The 20913-nt window shown below is 56.2% G+C and carries 22 protein-coding genes; 9 read left to right on the forward strand and 13 right to left on the reverse strand.

The window, feature by feature from the left end:
* The first annotated feature begins 6 nt into the window (after nucleotides 1–6).
* Nucleotides 7–1593, forward strand: coding sequence for an APC family permease (locus ACXADZ_RS09310; protein ID WP_475195454.1), 1587 nt, complete (start codon nucleotides 7–9; stop codon nucleotides 1591–1593).
* 48 nt (nucleotides 1594–1641) lie between these two features.
* On the opposite strand, the gene lon is transcribed toward ACXADZ_RS09310, so the two are convergent.
* The 4 genes from lon to ACXADZ_RS09330 form a co-directional block, all read right to left on the reverse strand.
* Nucleotides 1642–4050 (reverse strand): endopeptidase La, encoded by a 2409-nt coding sequence (lon, locus tag ACXADZ_RS09315; RefSeq protein ID WP_171668141.1) that lies wholly within the window; start codon nucleotides 4048–4050, stop codon nucleotides 1642–1644.
* 223 nt (nucleotides 4051–4273) lie between these two features.
* The gene (locus ACXADZ_RS09320) at nucleotides 4274–4681 is read right to left on the reverse strand and encodes a DUF6636 domain-containing protein (RefSeq protein ID WP_171646887.1); all 408 of its coding nucleotides are present in this window, start codon (nucleotides 4679–4681) and stop codon (nucleotides 4274–4276) included.
* A 93-nt stretch (nucleotides 4682–4774) separates the two neighbouring features.
* Nucleotides 4775–5905 (reverse strand): tRNA guanosine(34) transglycosylase Tgt, encoded by a 1131-nt coding sequence (gene tgt / locus ACXADZ_RS09325; protein ID WP_475195459.1) that lies wholly within the window; start codon nucleotides 5903–5905, stop codon nucleotides 4775–4777.
* A gap of 63 nt (nucleotides 5906–5968) precedes the next feature.
* Complete coding sequence (locus ACXADZ_RS09330) at nucleotides 5969–6880, reverse strand: nucleoside hydrolase (protein WP_475195463.1); 912 nt, start codon at nucleotides 6878–6880, stop codon at nucleotides 5969–5971.
* A 175-nt stretch (nucleotides 6881–7055) separates the two neighbouring features.
* Here ACXADZ_RS09330 and ACXADZ_RS09335 point away from each other — a divergent pair, with 175 nt between their 5' ends.
* From ACXADZ_RS09335 to ACXADZ_RS09345, 3 genes are all read left to right on the forward strand, one after another.
* The gene (locus ACXADZ_RS09335) at nucleotides 7056–7946 is read left to right on the forward strand and encodes an SPFH domain-containing protein (RefSeq protein ID WP_171089763.1); all 891 of its coding nucleotides are present in this window, start codon (nucleotides 7056–7058) and stop codon (nucleotides 7944–7946) included.
* Nucleotides 7946–8224 (forward strand): NfeD family protein, encoded by a 279-nt coding sequence (locus tag ACXADZ_RS09340; protein ID WP_475195472.1) that lies wholly within the window; start codon nucleotides 7946–7948, stop codon nucleotides 8222–8224. The genes ACXADZ_RS09335 and ACXADZ_RS09340 overlap by 1 nt, the downstream gene beginning before the upstream one ends.
* 94 nt (nucleotides 8225–8318) lie before the next feature.
* Nucleotides 8319–8681 (forward strand): SUF system Fe-S cluster assembly protein, encoded by a 363-nt coding sequence (locus tag ACXADZ_RS09345; RefSeq protein ID WP_171174302.1) that lies wholly within the window; start codon nucleotides 8319–8321, stop codon nucleotides 8679–8681.
* 40 nt (nucleotides 8682–8721) lie between these two features.
* Here the strand turns inward: ACXADZ_RS09345 and ACXADZ_RS09350 are convergent, their stop codons facing one another.
* On the reverse strand, nucleotides 8722–9063 hold the full coding sequence (locus tag ACXADZ_RS09350; RefSeq protein WP_171182994.1) for a hypothetical protein: 342 nt from the start codon (nucleotides 9061–9063) through the stop codon (nucleotides 8722–8724).
* Between the two features lie 216 nt (nucleotides 9064–9279).
* Between ACXADZ_RS09350 and ACXADZ_RS09355 the strand changes: the two genes are divergently transcribed.
* Nucleotides 9280–9645 carry a HesB/IscA family protein gene (locus tag ACXADZ_RS09355; RefSeq protein WP_171089755.1) on the forward strand — a complete coding sequence of 122 codons (366 nt, stop codon included), beginning with the start codon at nucleotides 9280–9282 and terminating at the stop codon, nucleotides 9643–9645.
* 110 nt (nucleotides 9646–9755) lie between these two features.
* On the forward strand, nucleotides 9756–10505 hold the full coding sequence (tpiA, locus tag ACXADZ_RS09360) for a triose-phosphate isomerase (RefSeq protein ID WP_171089753.1): 750 nt from the start codon (nucleotides 9756–9758) through the stop codon (nucleotides 10503–10505).
* Between the two features lie 9 nt (nucleotides 10506–10514).
* Here the strand turns inward: tpiA and ACXADZ_RS09365 are convergent, their stop codons facing one another.
* The 7 genes from ACXADZ_RS09365 to ACXADZ_RS09395 all read right to left on the reverse strand — a co-directional run bounded on the left by ACXADZ_RS09365 (nucleotide 10515) and on the right by ACXADZ_RS09395 (nucleotide 17961).
* A complete protein-coding gene (locus ACXADZ_RS09365; RefSeq protein WP_475195483.1) occupies nucleotides 10515–10961 on the reverse strand; it encodes a nucleoside deaminase in 447 nt (148 codons plus the stop codon).
* 65 nt (nucleotides 10962–11026) lie between these two features.
* Nucleotides 11027–11338, reverse strand: a complete 312-nt coding sequence (locus tag ACXADZ_RS09370) for a DMT family transporter (RefSeq protein ID WP_171668136.1) — start codon at nucleotides 11336–11338, stop codon at nucleotides 11027–11029.
* 151 nt (nucleotides 11339–11489) lie between these two features.
* Nucleotides 11490–12866 carry a TRAP transporter large permease gene (locus tag ACXADZ_RS09375; RefSeq protein WP_171089747.1) on the reverse strand — a complete coding sequence of 459 codons (1377 nt, stop codon included), beginning with the start codon at nucleotides 12864–12866 and terminating at the stop codon, nucleotides 11490–11492.
* Nucleotides 12866–13543 carry a TRAP transporter small permease gene (locus ACXADZ_RS09380; protein ID WP_171089745.1) on the reverse strand — a complete coding sequence of 226 codons (678 nt, stop codon included), beginning with the start codon at nucleotides 13541–13543 and terminating at the stop codon, nucleotides 12866–12868. The genes ACXADZ_RS09375 and ACXADZ_RS09380 overlap by 1 nt, the downstream gene beginning before the upstream one ends.
* A 116-nt stretch (nucleotides 13544–13659) precedes the next feature.
* On the reverse strand, nucleotides 13660–14661 hold the full coding sequence (locus ACXADZ_RS09385; protein WP_475195493.1) for a DctP family TRAP transporter solute-binding subunit: 1002 nt from the start codon (nucleotides 14659–14661) through the stop codon (nucleotides 13660–13662).
* A 292-nt stretch (nucleotides 14662–14953) separates the two neighbouring features.
* On the reverse strand, nucleotides 14954–16183 hold the full coding sequence (locus tag ACXADZ_RS09390) for a sigma-54-dependent transcriptional regulator (protein ID WP_475195496.1): 1230 nt from the start codon (nucleotides 16181–16183) through the stop codon (nucleotides 14954–14956).
* On the reverse strand, nucleotides 16180–17961 hold the full coding sequence (locus ACXADZ_RS09395; protein ID WP_475195499.1) for a sensor histidine kinase: 1782 nt from the start codon (nucleotides 17959–17961) through the stop codon (nucleotides 16180–16182). Before ACXADZ_RS09395 ends, ACXADZ_RS09390 begins: the two co-directional genes overlap by 4 nt.
* On the opposite strand from ACXADZ_RS09395, the gene ACXADZ_RS09400 reads away from it, so the two are divergent.
* A complete protein-coding gene (locus ACXADZ_RS09400; protein ID WP_475195502.1) occupies nucleotides 17960–19141 on the forward strand; it encodes a cytochrome P450 in 1182 nt (393 codons plus the stop codon). The genes ACXADZ_RS09395 and ACXADZ_RS09400 overlap by 2 nt on opposite strands.
* A gap of 34 nt (nucleotides 19142–19175) precedes the next feature.
* Here ACXADZ_RS09400 and ACXADZ_RS09405 read toward each other — a convergent pair whose 3' ends face one another.
* The gene (locus ACXADZ_RS09405) at nucleotides 19176–19658 is read right to left on the reverse strand and encodes an Lrp/AsnC family transcriptional regulator (RefSeq protein ID WP_171089735.1); all 483 of its coding nucleotides are present in this window, start codon (nucleotides 19656–19658) and stop codon (nucleotides 19176–19178) included.
* A gap of 144 nt (nucleotides 19659–19802) precedes the next feature.
* Between ACXADZ_RS09405 and cobA the strand changes: the two genes are divergently transcribed.
* Together cobA and ACXADZ_RS09415 are read left to right on the forward strand one after the other, a co-directional pair.
* Complete coding sequence (gene cobA / locus ACXADZ_RS09410; RefSeq protein WP_475195506.1) at nucleotides 19803–20579, forward strand: uroporphyrinogen-III C-methyltransferase; 777 nt, start codon at nucleotides 19803–19805, stop codon at nucleotides 20577–20579.
* Nucleotides 20579–20893, forward strand: a complete 315-nt coding sequence (locus tag ACXADZ_RS09415) for a DUF2849 domain-containing protein (RefSeq protein WP_171089731.1) — start codon at nucleotides 20579–20581, stop codon at nucleotides 20891–20893. The genes cobA and ACXADZ_RS09415 overlap by 1 nt, the downstream gene beginning before the upstream one ends.
* Nucleotides 20894–20913 lie beyond the last annotated feature (20 nt).

Here is a 20913-nt window from a genome sequence, read left to right on the forward strand (position 1 = left end):
GTCATCATGGCAGAGCTTAAGCGGGACATTGGCCTGATCGGACTGACCTTCATTTCGGTTGGAGGAATCATCGGTTCGGGCTGGTTGTTCGGCCCCCTTCTGGCGGTTCAGCACGCCGGGCCTGCGGCCATCCTCTCTTGGCTGATCGGTGCGGCTGCGATGTTCATCTTGGCGATCACATTCGCGGAAATTTCGGCCATGCTGCCCATTCCCGGTGGAATTGCCCGGGTCCCGCAGTTTTCGCACGGCAATATCGTTTCGATGGCCATGGGGTGGACGGCATGGATTGGCTATAACACCACTGCCCCCATTGAGGTGGAGGCGATGCTGAAATACCTCGCGCCTTACGCCCCCTGGCTGCACGCTGCCGATACGGGCGATCTAACAGGAGCCGGAGTTTTTGTAGCCCTTGTCTTCATGCTGCTTTTCGTTGCGGTCAACGCGCTTGGGGTCAAGTTCTTCACACATGTCAATGCGGCGCTGACCTGGGCAAAGATAGCTATTCCAGTGGTCCTGTCCGCATTGCTGATTGCCAGCTGTTTCAACGCCGACAATTTCACACAACCGGACGGCTTTGCTCCATATGGGCTGCAGGGAATCATGGCCGCGGTTTCGACCGGAGGCGTCATTTTCTCGTTCATAGGTTTCCGACATGTCGTTGATATGGCAGGCGAAGTTCGCAATCCAAAGTTCGCCATCCCCGCAGCTTTAGTCCTGTCGATCATCATGTGCGCCGCAATCTATCTTGGCCTCCAGGTAGCTTTCATCGGCGCGCTGGATCCATCACTGCTAACCAATGGTTGGGCACAGTTGAATTTTGGCGGCGAAGGCCCGTTAGACGCTGTAATCATGTCGGTTGGATTGGTCTGGTTCATCAGCCTGTTGAACGTCGGATCAGTCGTTGGCCCCTTTGGCAACGGATTGGTCGCAACCGGGTCGAATGCCCGTATTGCCCTTGCCCTGTCCCAAAACGGTTTTCTGCCAAAACGTTTGCAAAACCTGTCTTCGTTTGGGGTTCCGGTATGGGCCTTGGCGTTGAATTTTTTGATCGGGACCCTGTTCCTTTTGACCGTTCCCTTTACTACCGTCATCGCCCTGAACGGAGCCGCCATCGTCTTGTCATTCGCGGTTGGCCCAATCGCCGTGGTTTGCCTAAGGGATCTTCTTCCAGACCAACCCCGTTCGATCCGCATTCCAGCGGTACGTCTGGTCGCGTTGACCGCCTTCGCCATTGCAACACTGATTGTGTATTGGAGCGGTTGGGACACCGTCTGGCGCCTTGGGATCGCGCTGATCGTCGGAAAAATTCTGCTGCTTATCCGGTTCCGAGGGCGCCTTGATGAAATGGACCTGACCGAAGCCGTTTGGTTGATGCCTTACTTTGCCGGGCTCGGGTTAATCTCATTCTTGGGTCAATTCGGAACCGGGGCTTTGAAACAGATCCCGTTTGGGTGGGATATTATGCTTTGCGTCGTGTTTTCCGCCATCATCTTCGCGCTGGCCATACGTTCAGCGCTGTCGGATGAAAAATTCATGAAATACATAGCGGAAGAAGAAATACTTGATCCAAAACAGCCTGTAATCGGACTATAAAAAAAGGCAGAGCAACGCTCTGCCTTTTTCCGTTTGTGTATACGCAGCCTAGTGCGCTGTAGCAGATGCATCCGCGGATTTGGTTGAAGCAGCAGCCGCAGCTGCAGCTTCCTCTGCCGCTTCATCCCATTCGATCGGCTCGGGCGTACGCACCAGCGCTTGTTCGAGAACTTCCGAGACATGTTTGACAGGGATGATCTCCAACCCTTCCTTCACATTGTCTGGGATATCCGCCAGATCCTTTTCGTTCTCTTCCGGGATCAGGACTGTCTTGATCCCACCACGCAGTGCGGCCAGCAGTTTTTCTTTCAAACCACCAATCGGCATTGCGTTCCCGCGCAGAGAAACCTCACCAGTCATCGCGATATCTTTGCGCACCGGAATGCCAGTCAGTACGGAAACAATCGACGTCACCATTGCAAGACCAGCCGACGGACCATCCTTGGGCGTCGCCCCATCCGGCACGTGGACGTGAATGTCGATCTTGTCGAACTGTGGCGGCTTCACCCCGATCTTGGGCGAGATGGACCGCACGTAAGACGAAGCCGCATCGATGGACTCCTTCATCACATCGCCCAGCTTACCGGTGGTTTTCATCCGCCCTTTGCCCGGCAGTTTCAGCGCCTCGATATGCAGCAGATCGCCCCCAACCGAGGTCCAGGCCAAACCTGTTACAACACCGATCTGGTCATCCTGCTCGGCCAGCCCATACCGGAACTTCGGCACACCCAAAAACTCATCCAGATTTTCCGGCGTAACTTCAACGGTTTCCGCCTCTTTCTTAATGATCTTGGTCAGCGATTTCCGCGCCACTTTGGCGATTTCACGTTCAAGGTTCCGAACGCCCGCCTCACGGGTGTAGGTGCGGATGATCGATTGCAACGCCTCATCTGTCAGTTCAAACTCCTTGGCTTTCAGACCATGGTTTTTGACCTGCTTGCTGATCAGGTGTTGTTTCGCGATCTCGCTCTTTTCCTCTTCGGTGTAACCGGCCAGCGGGATGATCTCCATCCGGTCCAGCAGAGGCCCAGGCATGTTATAGCTGTTCGACGTGGTCAGGAACATCACGTTGGACAGGTCATATTCGACCTCCAAATAGTGGTCCATGAACGTGCTGTTCTGTTCCGGATCCAACACTTCCAGCATCGCCGAGGCCGGATCGCCACGGAAGTCCTGACCCATCTTGTCAATTTCATCCAACAAGATCAGTGGGTTCGTGGTTTTCGCCTTTTTCAGCGCCTGAATGATCTTGCCGGGCATCGAGCCGATATAGGTCCGACGGTGACCCCTGATCTCGGATTCGTCACGCACACCACCCAGCGAGATGCGAATGAACTCGCGCCCCGTGGCTTTGGCAACTGACTTACCCAACGAGGTCTTACCGACACCCGGAGGGCCAACAAGGCACAGGATCGGGCCTTTCAGCTTCTTCGAACGCTGCTGAACCGCGAGGTACTCAACAATACGCTCTTTGACTTTCTCCAGCCCATAGTGATCGGCATCCAGAATGTCCTGCGCGCGGCCCAGATCCTTTTTGACGCGGGACTTGGTGCCCCAGGGCAAGGACAGGATCCAATCCAGATAGTTGCGTACGACTGTGGCCTCAGCCGACATCGGGCTCATGTTGCGCAGCTTCTTCAGCTCGCCTTCGGCCTTTTCGCGCGCCTCTTTCGACAGCTTGGTCTCGGCGATTTTCTCTTCCAGCTCGGCAACTTCGTTCGAGCCGTCCTCGCCATCGCCAAGCTCCTTCTGAATGGCCTTCATCTGCTCATTCAGATAATACTCGCGCTGCGTCTTCTCCATCTGGGATTTGACGCGGGTTTTGATCTTTTTCTCGACCTGCAGAACCGACATCTCGCCCTGCATCAGGCCATAGACCTTCTCAAGCCGCGCACTGACGCTAAGGGTTTCCAGAAGTTCCTGCTTTTGCTCCACTTCAATGCCCAGATGACCTGACACAAGGTCAGCCAACTTGGCAGGCTCGGTGGTTTCACCCACGGCCGCCAGCGCCTCTTCGGGGATGTTCTTGCGCACTTTGGCATAGCGCTCGAACTCATCCGCGACAGTGCGCAACAGGGCTTCGGTTGTTGTTACATCACCGGGAATTTCGGTCAAATATTCGGCACGGGCTTCGAAAAACTGTTCGTTTTCAAGAAACTCGGTAATCTGCACACGTGCCTGCCCTTCGACCAGCACCTTCACGGTGCCATCGGGCAATTTCAGCAGTTGCAGAACATTGGCCAAAACGCCCGAGCGATAGATACCGTCTACGTCGGGATCATCGACACCGGGATCGATCTGGCTGGACAAAAGAATTTGCTTGTCATCCTGCATTACCTCTTCCAGCGCGCGGACCGATTTATCACGGCCTACAAAAAGAGGCACAATCATATGCGGGAACACCACAATGTCGCGCAGCGGCAGGACGGGGTATGAGGAATTCAGAGGCTCTTGCATGCTCTATCCTTATCGTTGGCAAGACGGCACTTGTCCCTCATCGAGGCAACATTTGGCCGTCTCCTGTCTTGGACGATAAAGGTGGGGCCTCATCGCCCTTTTTCAACCTTACCGCCGTGTATCGTGTTTCAGCATGAACCGAGGTTTTCGGGACTGCAAGACGTCCAAGGAACATATCCACCGAAATTAACACGACATGCATAGGCAACATGCACTTCAAAGGTCAGAACACCCGTTGCACTGCGCGAGACAAGAAAAACCCGTGACCGTCTTTGTTGCGACATTCCAGACCTTTTGTCGAAGAGCTGCAGGTAAATCCTCCGAACTGACCGGTGACCCCATATTCCGCACGATCATAGCCGTCTTTGTTGCGGTTCAGCGGCTGGCACAATATCTCTACCGGGCCGGTGTCGAACATCAGAAAATCATGCCCCCAGTCCGATTGACAATTCGCGGGGCGCGGCATCGCTGGTGGGCCGGATTTTTCTATGATGGTGCATTGAATATCCGAGGACGACGCACTTTCCCCGACCGAGCATTGAATGTTTTCGGATGGGGTTTCAAAAGTCCAGACATCTGACATGGCTGGCGTCGCGCAGAAAATTGCTGCGCCGAGAACAAGGCGAAACATGAAAAACTCTCCGGGGTCATTGACTAAAATGGCATCGCTTGAAGTGGCCCCAGAATACCAGGAAACCATGCAATAGTCACCCGACGGGAAAGGTTACAAGGGTTCAATATCGCCTTGCGCACGCTGCGCGTGAAACTCGGCCTGCCAGACGTCAAAGGTTCCCGCAGCAATCGCATCGCGCATGCCCTGCATGATCTCTTGGAAGTAATGCAGGTTGTGCCAGGTCAGCAACATGCCCGAGATCATCTCGTTTGCCCGAAATACATGGTGCAAATAGGCGCGCGAATAGTTCGAACAGGCGGGACATGTGCAATTCTCGTCCAGCGGGCGTGGGTCATCCGCATGGCGCGCGTTCTTGATGTTGACCACGCCGCGACGTGTGAACACTTGCCCCGTGCGGCCGGAACGCGATGGCAACACACAGTCCATCATGTCGATCCCACGCGCGACGGCGCCAACGATATCGTCGGGCTTGCCGACACCCATCAAATAACGCGGCTTGTCTTCAGGCAGAAAGTCGGGGGCGTAGTCGAGACAGCCAAACATGGCCTCCTGCCCCTCACCCACGGCCAGCCCGCCTACTGCATAGCCTTCGAACCCAATGGATTTAAGTGCTTCGGCGCTTTCTTCACGCAAGTCCTGCTCCAGACCACCTTGCATGATGCCAAACAGTGCATGACCCGGACGATCCCCGAACGCGTCACGCGACCGTTCGGCCCAACGCATCGACAACCGCATGGACTCGGCGATGCGACCCCGGTCGGCGGGCAGCGCGGGGCATTCGTCAAAACACATCACAATGTCCGAGCCCAACAAGCGCTGAATCTCCATTGACCGCTCGGGTGTCAGTTCGTGTTTTGATCCGTCGATATGAGATTTAAAGGTCACGCCCTTTTCGGTCAGTTTGCGCAGCCCTGCCAAGGACATGACCTGAAACCCGCCCGAGTCGGTCAGAATGGGGCGGTCCCAGTTCATGAACTTGTGCAACCCGCCCAAACGATCAATCCGTTCCGCTGTTGGACGCAGCATCAGGTGATAGGTGTTGCCCAGCAGAATATCCGCCCCGGTGGCACGCACACTTTCGGGCATCATTGCTTTGACCGTCGCGGCTGTGCCCACAGGCATAAAGGCCGGCGTCCGCACCTCTCCGCGCGGCGTGCTGATCACACCCGTGCGTGCCTTGCCGTCTGTTGCCTTAAGCTCAAATGAGAATTTCTGCGTCATGTCATCGCCTCGGATCGCCGAACCGGGCAGGCTTTGCCCGATCCGTTCCGTCTTTGCAACCCGTCAGGGCAACGAGGCCACGCGGTCCGTGAACATACGTACAACCCCTGTCCCGTCCACATCGCGGCACACCCGGATCGCGGGTCGTTCAGGATCTGGTTGTGTCGCCCCCATTTGATCGCCTTCGGTGACAACCCGCAGCCCGGTTTCAACCATATCGAACATGGCTTGATGGGAACACGCAATCACGGCTGTTGAATCGTGCAGGCCGCAGCCTTCCAGCCCCCCGATCTCTTTGTAAAACTTCAGATAGAATCTGGAGATGTCGCGCAGAAACGCCCCCATATCGGATGACTTTTGCGCCAATGCTTCGAAGTCCGCAGTTTCGTACAGCGTCTTCAGCGTAACGTCCAAACCAACAAGAACAGTGTTGGGCGGTGCGGAAAAGACCGCCTCAGCGGCAAGAGCGTCGTGATAGATATTGGCTTCGGCGTGCCGGGTGATGTTGCCGGGGCAAAAGACCGCGCCCCCCATTATCACCAGTTCGCGCAGGTTGCCTGCGAATTCCGGGTCCAGGCGCATCGCGTTTGCAATATTGGTCAACGGACCCACGGCGCAGACCACCAGTTCGCCCTTGTGGGCTCGGGCCATCTCAACCAGAAACTCGGCTGCTGGCAACGCGTGGTTCTGTCCGATCTGGGGGATATCGGTCAAATCACCAAAACCTTCGGGGCCGTGAACGTGCTCTGACGGGGCGTGTGTGTCCGCCCCCATCGGCACCGCAGCCCCTTCGGCCACAGGCAAGTCCAACCCCAGCTTGTGAAGTAAAAACCGCGCGTTGCGGCTGGATTGGTGAACATACGTGTTTCCAAACACCGTGGTCAGACCGATCAGGTCAAATTCCGGTGCGGCGGCGGCATAAGCAATGGCCATGGCATCGTCGATGCCGGGATCAGTGTCGATAATCAGTTTCATCCCCGCCCGATACCGCAAACGCTGTTGGATGCAAAGCCGCCACAGCGGCAAATTTCCAGACCACTTTCATACGTTCAGGCATTTGCATACCGGCCCATTCCACTCATACCAGAGTTGAAATTGGGCGACTCAATCCCAATATGTATACCATAGTACACAAAAATAAGAGGACAGAATGATCGAAGATCAAATCATCGGATTGATTTCGTCAAACATTGTTTTGCTGCTGGCCGCTGTGCTGGTGATTGTTGTTATTCTCAAAGGCATCAAGATTGTGCCGCAGTCTGAGAAATACGTGGTTGAGCGGTTTGGCCGCCTGCATTCGGTGCTTGGCCCCGGCATCAACTTCATCGTTCCGTTTCTGGATGTTGCACGTCACAAAATCTCGATCCTTGAACGCCAATTGCCGAATGCGACGCAGGACGCGATTACCAAGGACAATGTGCTGGTGCAGATCGACACCTCGGTCTTCTATCGCATTCTTGAGCCGGAAAAGACGGTTTACCGCATCCGGGACGTAGACGGCGCGATTGCAACCACTGTAGCCGGGATCGTGCGCGCCGAAATCGGCAAGATGGATCTGGACGAGGTACAATCGAACCGCGCGCAGTTGATCACACGCATTCAGGAAAGCGTCGAAACCGCCGTTGACGATTGGGGTATCGAAGTCACCCGCGCTGAAATTCTGGATGTAAATCTGGATCAGGCCACGCGTGATGCCATGCTGCAGCAGTTGAACGCGGAACGTGCCCGCCGCGCCCAGGTGACCGAGGCCGAGGGTCAGAAACGCGCCGTGGAGCTGCACGCTGATGCCGAACTTTATGCCGCTGAACAAACCGCCAAGGCCCGCCGCATTCAGGCCGAAGCCGAAGCCTATGCTACGGGCGTGGTCGCCAAGGCCATTCAGGACAACGGGATCGAGGCCGCGCAATATCAGGTTGCTTTGAAACAGGTTGAAGCCCTTAATGCTTTGGGCAACGGTTCTGGCAAGCAAACCATAGTTGTGCCCGCAAACGCGCTTGAAGCATTTGGTGATGCGTTCAAAATGCTGAAGGGAGGAAAATGATGGCTGATCCCTTTTGGCTGACTTGGTGGATCTGGCTGGCCGCCGCGCTGGCGCTGGGGATTCTCGAGATTGTTCTGCCAGGGTTTATCTTTCTTGGCTTCGCCATTGGCGCAGCGATTACGGGTCTTTTTCTCGTAATTCCGGGCCTGACAATGTCACTGCATGTCCTCGCGCTGGTCTTTGCAGTGCTGTCGTTGATCGCATGGCTTGTCTTGCGCAAACTCTTTGCGCTGCCGCATGGTCAGGTCAAAACCTTCAAGCATGATATCAATGACTGAATCGCGGTGGCGCTCGTCTGAGCGCCACGCCACCACTGGACGCTGTTGCGGCTATTCCCTATATAATCAGTCAGGCAACTGACCCGAGGCAAAGATGACTCACCCGAGCGAACAGTTTGAAGGCACCCCGCTGATTGCGCCGTCAACAATTGAACACCCATTGTACGACGCCGTGGTCGAAGCGTGCCGCACGGTCTATGACCCGGAAATTCCGGTCAACATCTATGACCTCGGCTTGATCTACACGATTGATATTACTGCGGATAACGCAGTTAAAGTGATCATGACCCTGACCGCGCCCGGCTGTCCCGTCGCCGGTGACATGCCCGGCTGGATCGTGGAAGCGATCGAACCGGTCGCGGGCGTCAAAGAAGTTGACGTTGAACTGACCTGGGAACCGCCCTGGGGCATGGAGATGATGTCAGACGAGGCGCGATTGGAACTGGGCTTTATGTAAACCTAAAGCCCTGCGCTTTGCCTGTTTGCCCGAATGCAAATTAATTTAGATTGCAGGTTTCTTTGATTTCTGCCGCTCGGTCGCTCAGCGCTTTGACGTAGTCGCCAGACAGCATTTGCAAGTGTTTGTGCTCGGTTCCCGTGACCAGACCCAGCAAAGCCCCTGCAGGAGTCAGCGAGGCAACGCTTTCCAATTGCTTGTCTTCGGCATGTTTCTTTTCCGCCTCAATCGCGCGCAGATCGCCCTCGGCTGTTGCACAGTTGACCGGATGCCTTTCAGCGTCCGTGGCGGCTGATGCATCCCCGGATGGGAAACCGGCAACCGCCAGAGCAAAGATCGATCCTTGCAGAACAGGTTTAGAAACGCTCAATAACTTATTCATAACAATATCCTTTCCATCCCAAAATGTTCTCTCCGAACACTGCAATCTGCGTGTTCAGACACAGCTAAACCCGCTTTCTGGCGCGATGCAAGGTTGCACGGCGTCAACCTTGCATCGCAATATGAGCGTTCTTGCGTAAATCTTTAACCCGGTCGATCTTGAGCCTGCGACCATTGAGCCCTAAATTGGGTATGACGCGCGACAACGGAGACTTACATGTTCGGCATCCCCGGCAAACAGGCTGTGACCATGACGCCTAAAGCCGCAGAGCAGATCACCCGCTTGATGAATTCAGGCGGTCACGCTGGCCTGCGCATTGGCGTCAAGAAAGGCGGCTGTGCAGGCATGGAATATACCATGGAATATGTGGATCAGGCAGATCCGCATGACGAGGTTGTCGAACAAGATGGTGCACGGGTGATGATCGCACCGATGGCGCAAATGTTCCTGTTCGGAACCGAGATCGACTACGAAGTGTCGCTGCTGGAATCAGGGTTCAAGTTCAAGAACCCGAATGTTGTTGATTCCTGTGGCTGCGGTGAATCGATCAAGTTCGACGAAACCATCGCTCAGCAAAGCTAAATCATCGGTCGAGGCACCAGTACCTGTCAGGTCTGCAAGCGGAATTGTAAGATTGCGCAGACAATGCTATCCGCATCCTTAAATCATCGAATGATCAGGGAGATACGGGTATGCGGCGGAAGCTGGCGGCTGGAAACTGGAAGATGAACGGAACCGGCGCGGCGCTGAGTGAACTTGAAACGCTGTCACAAAGCCATCCCGAAGCGTCGGTCGATATTCTGATCTGCCCTCCCGCCACCTTGCTCAGCCGCGCCACCGATACTGTGGCTGGCTCGGCGATAACTGTTGGTGGGCAGGATTGTCACGCGGAACATTCCGGGGCGCATACAGGCGACATCAGCGCAGATATGCTGCTGGATGCCGGTGCGACTTCGGTCATTCTGGGCCATTCAGAACGTCGTGTGGATCACGGAGAGCATGATGAGGATGTACGCGCCAAAGCCCGCGCGGCGATGGACGCGGGCCTAAAAGCGGTCATTTGCGTCGGTGAAAGTCTGGAACAGCGTGAGGCGGCCAACACGCTCGATATTATCGGCGGTCAGATGTCCGGCTCGATCCCGGATCAATCAACAGGTGAAAACCTGATCGTCGCATACGAGCCGATCTGGGCGATTGGAACTGGCAAGGTTCCCACCCTGGAAGAGATCGGCGAGGTTCACGACTTCATGCGCGCCCGGCTGGAACGTCGTTTTGGCGAAGGCGTGGGCCGGTCAGTGCGACTGCTTTACGGCGGGTCCGTCAAACCCAGCAATGCGGCCGATATCTTTGCGGTCTCGAATGTGGATGGCGCTTTGGTCGGTGGGGCCAGTCTGAAGGCTACGGATTTCTCGGGCATTATTCAGGCGCTGGAAAGCATCTGACCCCGGTCGTTATTCGGCAATATCTTCGGCCCAAAGCTCTGGTTTTTCTTCGATAAATCGTTGCATCAGCGCGATGCAGTCGGGGTCGTTGGCTATAACCACTTCGACCCCGCGCTCGCGCAGGAAGTCTTCGTTGCCTCCGAAGTTCTGCGTGTCACCGATCACGACGCGCGGAATACCGAATTGAACGATGGTGCCCGAACACATCATGCAGGGCGACAGCGACGTATACAGCACCGTGTCGCGATAGGTTTTCTGCCGCCCGGCCTTGCGTAACGCGTCCATCTCGCCATGGGCAATCGGATCACCGCCCTGAACTCTCTGATTCCGTCCGCGCGCCACAACCTCGCCCCCACGGGCCAGGACCGAACCGATGGGACAGCCGCCCTCATCATACCCGACTTTCGCCTCCTCAAAGGCGATGCGCAGCAGGCGGCTGTCGGTCTCGGTCAACATAGGGATGATCCTTGGTTGGGGCGTGTACCGGCAGCCTGCCCAATGACGCCCCGACCGTCAACGGATCAGGCCAGCTTCATGGTAATAATTCCGGCAATGATCAGCAGCGCCGCCAGAACCCGCAGCGGCGTCACCGCCTCGCCCAGCAGGGCAATCCCCACCACAAAAGCCCCCACTGCGCCGATGCCAACCCAAATCGTATAGGCCGTGCTCAGCGGCAGTTCACGCATCGCCAGCGCCAGCAGGCCGAAAGACCCGATCATGGACACTCCCATAATCGCGGTCGGCAAAAGCCGCGTGAACCCGGCGGATTGCTTCATCGCACCCGCCCAGACAACTTCAAGAATTCCGGCAATAAGCAGCATGATCCATGCCATTAGATGACCTCTTGTCAAAGCGGGTCGTCCCGCATGATCTACCCGTGTTGGGGAGGTCGTCCTCTGTCCGTTAGATAAGCACCCGCACGGGTGTTTCAAGGCATGAAAAGGCCGGGCAGTCGCAACCGCCCGGCGATACGGGTCAGGCCCGCTAGTTGGTGATGATTTCCGGCCCCATGAAGGTGTTGGGCAGGAACGTCGATATCCACGGTATGTAAGTCACCATGATCAGGAAGACGAACAGGACCGCCAGGAACGGCAGCGCCGCCTTCACAACGCTCATCATCGGCATCCCGGCCACGCCAGAGGTCACGAACAGGTTCAGCCCGACCGGAGGAGTAATCATCCCGATCTCCATGTTCACCACCATGATGATGCCCAGGTGGATAGGATCGATGCCCAGCTCGATGGCGATCGGGAACACTAGCGGCGCCACGATGACCAGCAGTCCCGAGGGTTCCATGAACTGACCGCCGATCAGCAAGATCACGTTGACCACGATCAGGAAAGTGACCGGCCCCAGTCCCGCCGACAGCATGGCACTTGCGATATGCTGGGGCACCTGTTCATCCGTCAGCACGTGTTTCAGGATCAGCGCGTTGGCAATGACGAACAGCAGCGTGACCGTCAGCTTGCCCGCCTCGAACAGCGTGTGCTTCGTGTCCGGGTGGAAGAAAGCCGTCACCAGCGCATATGGCTTCTTCAGCAATGAAAGGTTCGATTGACCTTCTTCTGTGCTGAGCGGCCCCATGTCTTTGTAGACAAAGCTGGCGATAAAGAACGCGTAGACAGCAGCGACAGCAGCGGCTTCAGTCGGGGTAAAGATACCCCCGTAGATGCCGCCCAGAATGATGACGATCAGGAACAGGCCCCAACCGGCTTCGCGGGCCGAGATAAAGACCTCTCCCCAGCCTTTCCATTCACCTTTGGGCAGGTTCTTGACCTTGGCCATGACGTAAATGGTGATCATCAGCATCAGGCCCGCCATCAGACCCGGAATGACACCCGCCAGGAACATGCGCCCAACCGAAACCTCGACGGCAGCGGCGTACACAACCATCACGATGGATGGTGGGATCAGGATGCCAAGTGTACCCGCGTTACAGATCACACCAGCAGCAAATTCCTTGGAATAGCCCACCTGCCGCATCCCGGCGATGACGATCGAACCGATGGCCACAACGGTTGCCGGGGACGAACCCGAAAGTGCGGCAAACAGCATACAGGCAAACACGCCTGCAATCGCCAGACCACCGGGCAAGTGCCCAACACAGGCAATCGAGAATCGGATGATCCGCCGCGCCACGCCGCCCGTTGTCATGAAGGACGAGGCCAGAATGAAGAACGGGATCGCGAGAAGGGTAAAGTGCCCCTCGAACGCCTCGAACAAAGTTCCCGCGACCGAGGCCAAAGAACTGTCGGAATAAATCAGCAGGAACAGGGTCGAGCTGAGGCCAAGCGCAACCGCAATCGGAACCCCGATCAGCAGCAGGCCGATGACCATCGAGAAAAGAAGAATGACGTCCATCAGTTATGCTCTCCTTGCTGAGCGCGGACTTCTTCGATCTCGTCCTCGACTTCGTGGCTGGCGACAAGGCGATCCGTCTCACCACGCCAAATTTGAACTGCGACCTGCGCAAAACGGATGACCAGCAGCAACATCGACAAAGGCAGGATGAAATACGGGACAACCTTGGGCAGTTTTTCGTAATACTCGCCATAGTTGATCAGGTCCTCAAGGAACCTCAAAGGCGCGACCATCGGAATGTCGTCGACCTCATAAAAACTCTGGCTGCGGGCGTCGAAATTGAACCCGGTCGGGAACCAGCGCCCGGATGTGGGCGGCAAATCGGCAAAGACGGCCCAATAGTCGTAGGCCCCTTTCAGCATCAGCAACGAAAACACCAGGCAGCAGCCCACTGCAATCAGCGCCAGAATGCGTCGTGGTGCTGGCGACAGCATGTTCAGAATAGCGTCCACACCCAAATGCGCATGTTTCTTCACCGCATAAGACGCACCCAGCAGCACCAGCCAGCCAAAGGTGAACACCGTCAGTTCAAGCGCCCAGAGGATATTGGAATTAAATACAAACCGCGCAATCACGTTGGCAAAGGTTACGACCGTCATCAGGCCCAACAGCAACGCAATCAGGGTTTCTTCGATATGGTCGACCAGCCCGCCTTGGCCGGATTTCGCACCAGACATCTATCTGTCCCCGCATTTTTTGATGGTGAGAGAGTGTGTGTGGGCGGGCTTTGTCAGCCCGCCCGGCCTACGCGTCGAATACTCCCCAGTCCCCGGACGCGTGGCCTCGATCCGGTTTAGAAACCGGCGTTGATGGCCTGTGCCGCGTCGATCTTGTCCTGACCAACGTCACCGGCGAACTGATCCCAGACAGGCTTCATTGCATCAACCCACGCCTGACGCTGTTCAGGTGACAGTTCACGAATGATACCACCCGCGTCAGTGATCGAGGCTTTGGCCGCTTCGTTCACTGCAAAGGCTTCTTTGTTCCGGGTCTCGGTCACTTCGGCCAGAATGGTCGTGAACTGATCACGCACTTCCGGGTCCAGGCTGTCCAGCCAGTCAACCGAGGTCACAACCAGATAGTCGATGATACCGTGATTGGTCTCGGTGATGCCGTCCTGAACTTCGAAGAACTTCTTGCCATAAATGTTCGACCAGGTGTTTTCTTGCCCGTCCACAACACCCTGCTGCAGCGCACCGTAAACTTCCGAGAACGCCATTTTCTGTGGGCTGCCACCGATCGCTTCCATCTGTGCAACCAACACGTCCGAGGACTGCACGCGGAATTTCAGGCCGTTTGCGTCTGACGGATCTTCCAGCGGCTTGTTGGCCGACATCTGCTTCATGCCATTGTGCCAGAAGGCCAGACCCTGCAGGCCACGGCGCTGCATGCTGTCTTTCATTGCCTGACCATCGGCCGACGCCTGGAATGCGTCTACGGCATCAATGTTTTTGAACATGAATGGCAGGTCGAACAGGCGGAACTGCTTGGTGAATTTCTCGAACTTGGACAAGGACGGCGCGGCCAGTTGAACGTCGCCTTGCAGCATCGCCTCAAGCACCTTGTCGTCATTGTAGAGGGTCGAGTTCGGATAGACCTCCATGCACATCACGCCGTTCATCTCGTCATTGACGCGCTGTTCCAGCAGCGAGGCCGCGATGCCTTTGGGGTGTTTATCGGTGTTCGTCACATGCGCGAACTTCACAACAATCTCACCGTCGTCACATGCCGCCATCCCCGCAGTTGCGGTGACCGTCAGCGCCAGAGCCGTTGCTGCTGTTGTCAAAATCTTCATCTGTTTTCCTCCCAGACTTCCAAGAAACAAGCGATCAGCGCCGGGTTGGCGCCGTATGGCGTGCAGTGAAGCGACTCAGCCGCAACCACACAACATTTCCGTCTTACAGTCAGATGAGGGCATTTATTCATGTAATTTCATTGTGTTACATCAAACCAAACACAACGCCAAGAATCACCTTTTCTTCGACGTGCGAAAATCCGCACATATGAAAATGCCACTTGTGCGGATTTCCGCACAATTTCCGAATCATCCATGCAAATCAATATGGAGGTTGCGTTTGTCGGCTGAGTTACCTGCGGTAATCCTCTGGCCGGATTTGGTAGCGCGCCAGCTTGTCATAAAAGGTCTTTCGCGGAAGCTTCAACGCCTTTGCCGCATCAGACGCTTTTCCATTGTGCCGCCCCAACGCCGCGATCAGCAACGATCGTTCAACACGCGCCATTTGTTCACTGAGGCCCAGATCTGTGGCCTGTGCGACCTCTTCCGGCATCCCCAGAACAAAGCGCATCGCGGCGGACATGAGCGACCGCGCATTCCCGGGCCAATCGTTGGCCATCAACGCTGCCAGATGTTCCGATGAGATTTCAGGAACCGGAATCCCTGCCTGCTCAGCTGCCTGAGCCACGTAGTGACGAAAGATAACGGGAATATCGTCTGGCCGCTCTGCCAAAGATGGAATCCGAACGCGCATCACGTCTAACCTGTAGAAAAGATCGGCGTTGAAGCGGCCTTCGGCACTTAAGGCAGATAGATCAGCGGTGGTGCCAGCAATGATCCGACCACCCGGCCCTTGTTCGATCAGTTCAAGCGCCGCAAATTGCGTGGCCTGCGGCATGGCCGAAACTTCGTCTAGAAACAGCGACCCACCCGCTGCATCCTCACAACTGCGGGCCAGATCTTCTGGGCTGAGCGTCGAGGCCGGGCGTTTCACGAACGGCCCCTGCCCCACAGATGACATCAGGTGCACAACCTCGGCCACTTTAGAGATGCCACTGCCAGGAGGGCCAGTCACCAGAACTTCGGCCTGTGTGGGTGCAACGGCGCGAACCCTTTCGCGCAACGCCTCGGCCTGCGGCGAAAGGCCAAACAGCAATCGTGCGGCCGGGTCACCGCGTTCCAGTTCGGATCTCATTGCCCTCTGCTCGATGACTTCGGCTCGGGCTGCGAATGCACGCTCCAGCACATCCAGCAGATCGGACGCGGCACAGGGTTTTTCCAGAAAATCGAACGCGCCCTTACCCATTGCATCAACAGCCATGGGAATATCCCCTTCACCGGTCAGAAGAATGACGGGAAGATCGGGATCGACCTCTCTTGCGTAGGTCAACAGATGAAACCCATCCCGACCCGGCATTCGGATGTCCGAAATGATGACACCGGGAAAGTCCGCTCGGATATGATCCTTGGCCGCGACAAAAGAGCCTGCCGTAGTCGGTTGAACATCCGCCAGTTCAAGCGTTTGTGCCAAAGCCTCACGTACGGCTGCATCATCGTCGACCAAAAGAACTTTTCGGGTCATGCCGCCTCGTCTTCCCGATAGTATTCCAAATCTACAGTAAACATCGCGCCAGTGGGCGCGTTGGTCCCGCGAATGTTTCCACCGAAACTCTGAACCAGCCCGTAAGAAATCGAAAGCCCCAGCCCCATTCCTTCGGACGAACCTACGGCCTTGGTGGTGTAGAACGGCTCAAACAGCTTTTCCGTGTTTTCGATGCCGGGACCTATGTCACGTACAGTGACCGACAGCCTCTCGCCATTTTTGATCACAATTTGAATGAGGCGTTCATCCTGCTGGCTCATCGCATCTGCGGCGTTGTTGATCAGGTTCACAAAGACCTGCACAAGCCTTACCTCACCACCCCAAGCGTAAACAGGCGCGTTTGGCGGTTGCCAATCCATGGCCACGTTTTCCGTGTTCAGCCTGGCTTCGGTCAGTTCAACGGCCGTATTCAGAACCTGCACCAAATCCACGCGCCCCATCGGTTCGCTTTCGTTGCGGGCAAAGGCCCTCAGGTTCTTGATGATCCGCGCCATACGCGCAGCCATCTCAGAAATGCGGCCCAAGTTCTCGCCCGCTTTCTCGGGTTTTCCACGTTCCACGAACGCTGTGCCATTATCAGCAAACTGCTGGATCGCCATCAGGGGCTGGTTCAGCTCGTGGCTGATCCCTGCTGACATCTGACCAAGCGCGCTGAGCTTTCCGGCCTGTACCAAATCCGCCTGCGCGCGTCGCAGCGCCGCTTCGGCTTCCTGTCGTTCCGCGACCTCTTTTTGCAAGCTGTCGTTTGCAACCGTCAGGTCGAGGGTCCGTTTGGCCACTCGGCTTTCAAGAACCGCATTGGCTTCGGCCAGCGTCCGCCGCCGTTCCATCGCAAGAAAAAGCATTGCACCAAATGCCAAACAGATTGCTGCGACTGCGGCTGCCTGAAGTCGCGCAAGTTGCAGGGCTGGGGCCACGTCCACCAATACCTCGGCAGTCATATCGATGACCGGCAATTCGAGGGTAAGGTGCAAAGCATCGCGCGGAAGATAGCGCCCCCAGTTCAATTTCCACAGCTCGTGCCCCCCGACGCGCGCCGAAGCAAAGTCGACCGTCGCGCCATTGGGCGGTGTTAGTCCTGCCTCTCCTTCCTCTCGAGACCAAAACAGCAGGTCCGACCTGTTCGAGATGAACACAACACCTTCTGCATCAACAAAGAAAACCGCCTCGGTACTGCCACGCCACGTCTGCTCTACATCCTGAACATCGGCAACAACCATCAGTACACCTGTGATCTGACCAAATGGGCCAAAAGCAGGCGCAGCGTAAGAGTAGATCCGATCATCTCCGACAGGCGTAACCTCATGCGCACTGCCCAAAGCCCCCTGCATTGCACGACGGAAAGCGGGGTGTTCGGCCATGTCGGGCTGAGACACAGGCTGCGCTGAAACCAATACCTGCCCTTTTTGGTCCAGGTACATCATGTTGACTGCCGCTGTCTTGTCGGCAACGTCCAGAAAAATTGCCTGAGCTTGTCGCTTGTCGGCTTGTTGATCTAATTCTTGCAGAATCGGATGGGTCGCCATCAGCACTGCAAGCTCTTGATACACTTGCATTTGCGTGCTCAGCCGGTCGGCCGCCAGTTCAAGATCGGCCTCGGCCTTTTCGCTGAGCTGAGACAACGCCTGACGGTAGCCATAAGACCAGACAAATCCGGACAGTACCCCAACGGCAATCAGAAAACCGGCTATGAACCAAACCCTGTGCATATACAGGGTCTTGCATTCAACGCGGCGCGTGGCAAGTGTGCGTCGCATGAAGTCGCTCTCACAATCCCCGACAGAACCGGGTTTCGTCCAGAACCCCTATCCGTTTTACGACACAGCCCGACACGCCGGAGATCTGTTCTATTGGACCGATTACAGCATGGTTGCCGCTGTGTCCTGCCAGGCCGTCCGCACCTTGCTGAAGGATCGCCGGTTCGGGCGCGAAGTTCCGCCCGAGTACGCGACACAAGGCCCTGCGCATCTGGCCCCATGGTTGTCTGTCGAAGCCCATTCGCTGCTTGAAGCCGAGCCACCACGGCACACGCGTCTGCGGGCGTTGGTCATGCGGGCCTTCACGTCGCGGGCGATTTCGGCATTGCAGCCTTCGATTGAAACCCTTTGTCACGATCTGATCCGGGACTTCCCACAAGAGCCGTTTGACCTTTTGCATGCCTATTGCACTCAGGTCCCCGTGATTACGATCTGTCGTCTGCTGGGAGTACCCGAGGAAATGGCACCGGACTTGCTGCGCTGGTCGCACAACATGGTGGCAATGTACCAAGCCAATCGAACGCGGGACACCGAAGACAGGGCAGCACAATCGGCGCAGGAATTCACCACGTTTCTGGAAGACTACATCGACCAGAGGCGGAGTGATCCGCGTGACGATCTGATTACACGATTGATCACTGCAGAAGAGGAAGGCGAGAAACTTTCCCGAGAGGAGTTGGTCGCGACCTGTATTCTGCTGCTGAATGCCGGTCACGAGGCAACAGTGCACTCCTTGGGGAACGGGGTCAAAACCCTGCTTGAAACACAGACCGACCCAAGCGTTTTCCGGTCAGACAAGATTGACGCCACGATCGAAGAAATCCTGCGTTTTGACCCGCCCCTGCATATGTTTACGCGCTATGCCTACGAGGATGTCGATATTTTTGGGCATAGATTCAAACGCGGCGATCAGGTTGCTTTGTTGCTGGGGGCCGCGAACCGCGACCCTGCTGTCTGGCAAGAACCGAACGCTTTCCGCCCCACGCGGTCCATCGATGTGAACACCAGCTTTGGTGGCGGAATCCACTTCTGCGTTGGTGCGCCTTTGGCACGGTTGGAAATGCGTATCGCGCTTCCAATCCTGTTCGATGCCTGTCCAGACCTACGGCTGGCCGCGCCCTCGACTTATTCGGACAGTTATCATTTCCATGGCTTGGAGCAGGTTCTGGTACAAATCTGAAGTCGCATTTCCACCTTGCTGACAGCCCGCACTGCTACGCCTTATCAACCAATGCGTTCAACGGCAGCATTGTGGTGGATTTGATTTCTTCCATCGACAAAAGCGCCGTGACGTTGTGCACCCGCACCTCTGAAATCAGTGATTGATAGAAAACGTCATAGGCGCGTGCATTCTTGACCCTGACTTTGAGGATATAGTCGATGTCGCCAGCCAGCCTGTGTGCCTCTTGCACTTCGGGGTGATCGCGCAACGCTTTCAGAAATTTGCGCTGCCATTCGGCCTCGTGCTCGGACGTACGGATCAAGACAAAGAATGTCGCCTCGAATCCAAGCGCTTCGGCGTCCAGCAAAACTGTTTGCTGACCAATGATACCGGCCCCTTTGAGCTTACGGATGCGATTCCAAACCGGGGTCTTGGAACTGCCTACACGGGCCGCGATTTCATCCAGCGACTGACCCGCATCGCGTTGCAGTTCGGCCAGAATTTTCCGATCCGTTTCGTCTATTCGAACCGACATTCCAGTTTTCCTTCCAATTCGAGGTTTTCGTTCCAATTTTCAACAATAATGGAACATGTGTTCTTATTTAACCGCCCATATGGCACTTTAGTGGGAATATTTCCTATATTGGAGGTCAAGTCAAACCACACCCGAGACGATCCAATGCAGGACATGCTCACAATCAGATCCAAAGGACATGTCGATTTTGTCGGCGCCGGTCCCGGTGATCCCGAATTGCTGACGCTCAAAGCGCTCACCGCGTTTGAGCAGGCTGATATCGTTCTGCATGACCGCCTGATCAGTACACCTGTGCTGGATTTGGCCGGCCAAACCGCAGAACTGGTTGATGTTGGCAAAGCCGGGTTTGGTCCGTCCTGGAAGCAAAGCGATATTGATGCGCTTCTGGTGGACTATGCCCAAAAGGGCAAGCGCGTGGTGCGCCTCAAGTCAGGGGACCCAACCGTGTTTGGTCGTCTGGATGAAGAAATCGAAGCGGTCGAGGCCGCTGGCATTGACTGGCAAATCATCCCCGGCGTTACAGCTGCATCTGCGGCTGTTGCAAGCATTGGGCAAAGCCTGACCCGTCGGGGCCGCAACTCTTCCGTGCGGTTTCTGACCGGGCACGACATGAAAGGCTTTGCCGATCATGACTGGGCCGCGCTGGCGCGCGCAGGATCGGTTGCTGCGATTTACATGGGGAAGAAATCGGCCCGGTTCATCCAAGGGCGTCTGATTATGCACGGTGCGGATCGTGCAACTCCGATCACGCTGGTCGAAAATGCCTCGCGCCCGAACCAACGCATTCTGGCCACCACATTGGACAAACTGCCAACTGATCTGGCCGCCGCTGAATTGGACGGCCCTGCCCTGACCTTCTATGGCCTTGCCCCGCGCGAAGCGGTGCAGGCCGTGACTGAATTCAATAAGGAGCTTGCCTGATGGCCCGCGCTTTTACCCCCAAAGTCGTCACCGCAAATGATCTGCTGGAAGGTGATGTGATTTATCAAACCGAAGACGACCGCTGGTCGCGCGATCTTTCCGATGCGGAACTGATCACCGATGAAGCGCACGCTCAGGTGCGTCTGCTGGATGCCGCGCGTCAGGCGAACAAGATTGTGGGTGCCTATCTGGCTGACGCCGTTGCTGGCGAACACGGCCCTGAGCCCACCCATTTTCGGGAAGACTTCCGCCGGACTGGTCCGTCCAACTATGCCCACGGCAAACAGGAATCTTCCTCGCAGCCCCGGGCCTGACCTCAGGCCCTCTCTCTCCC

The sequence above is a fragment of the Ruegeria sp. ABM4_193 genome, assembly GCF_056158705.1.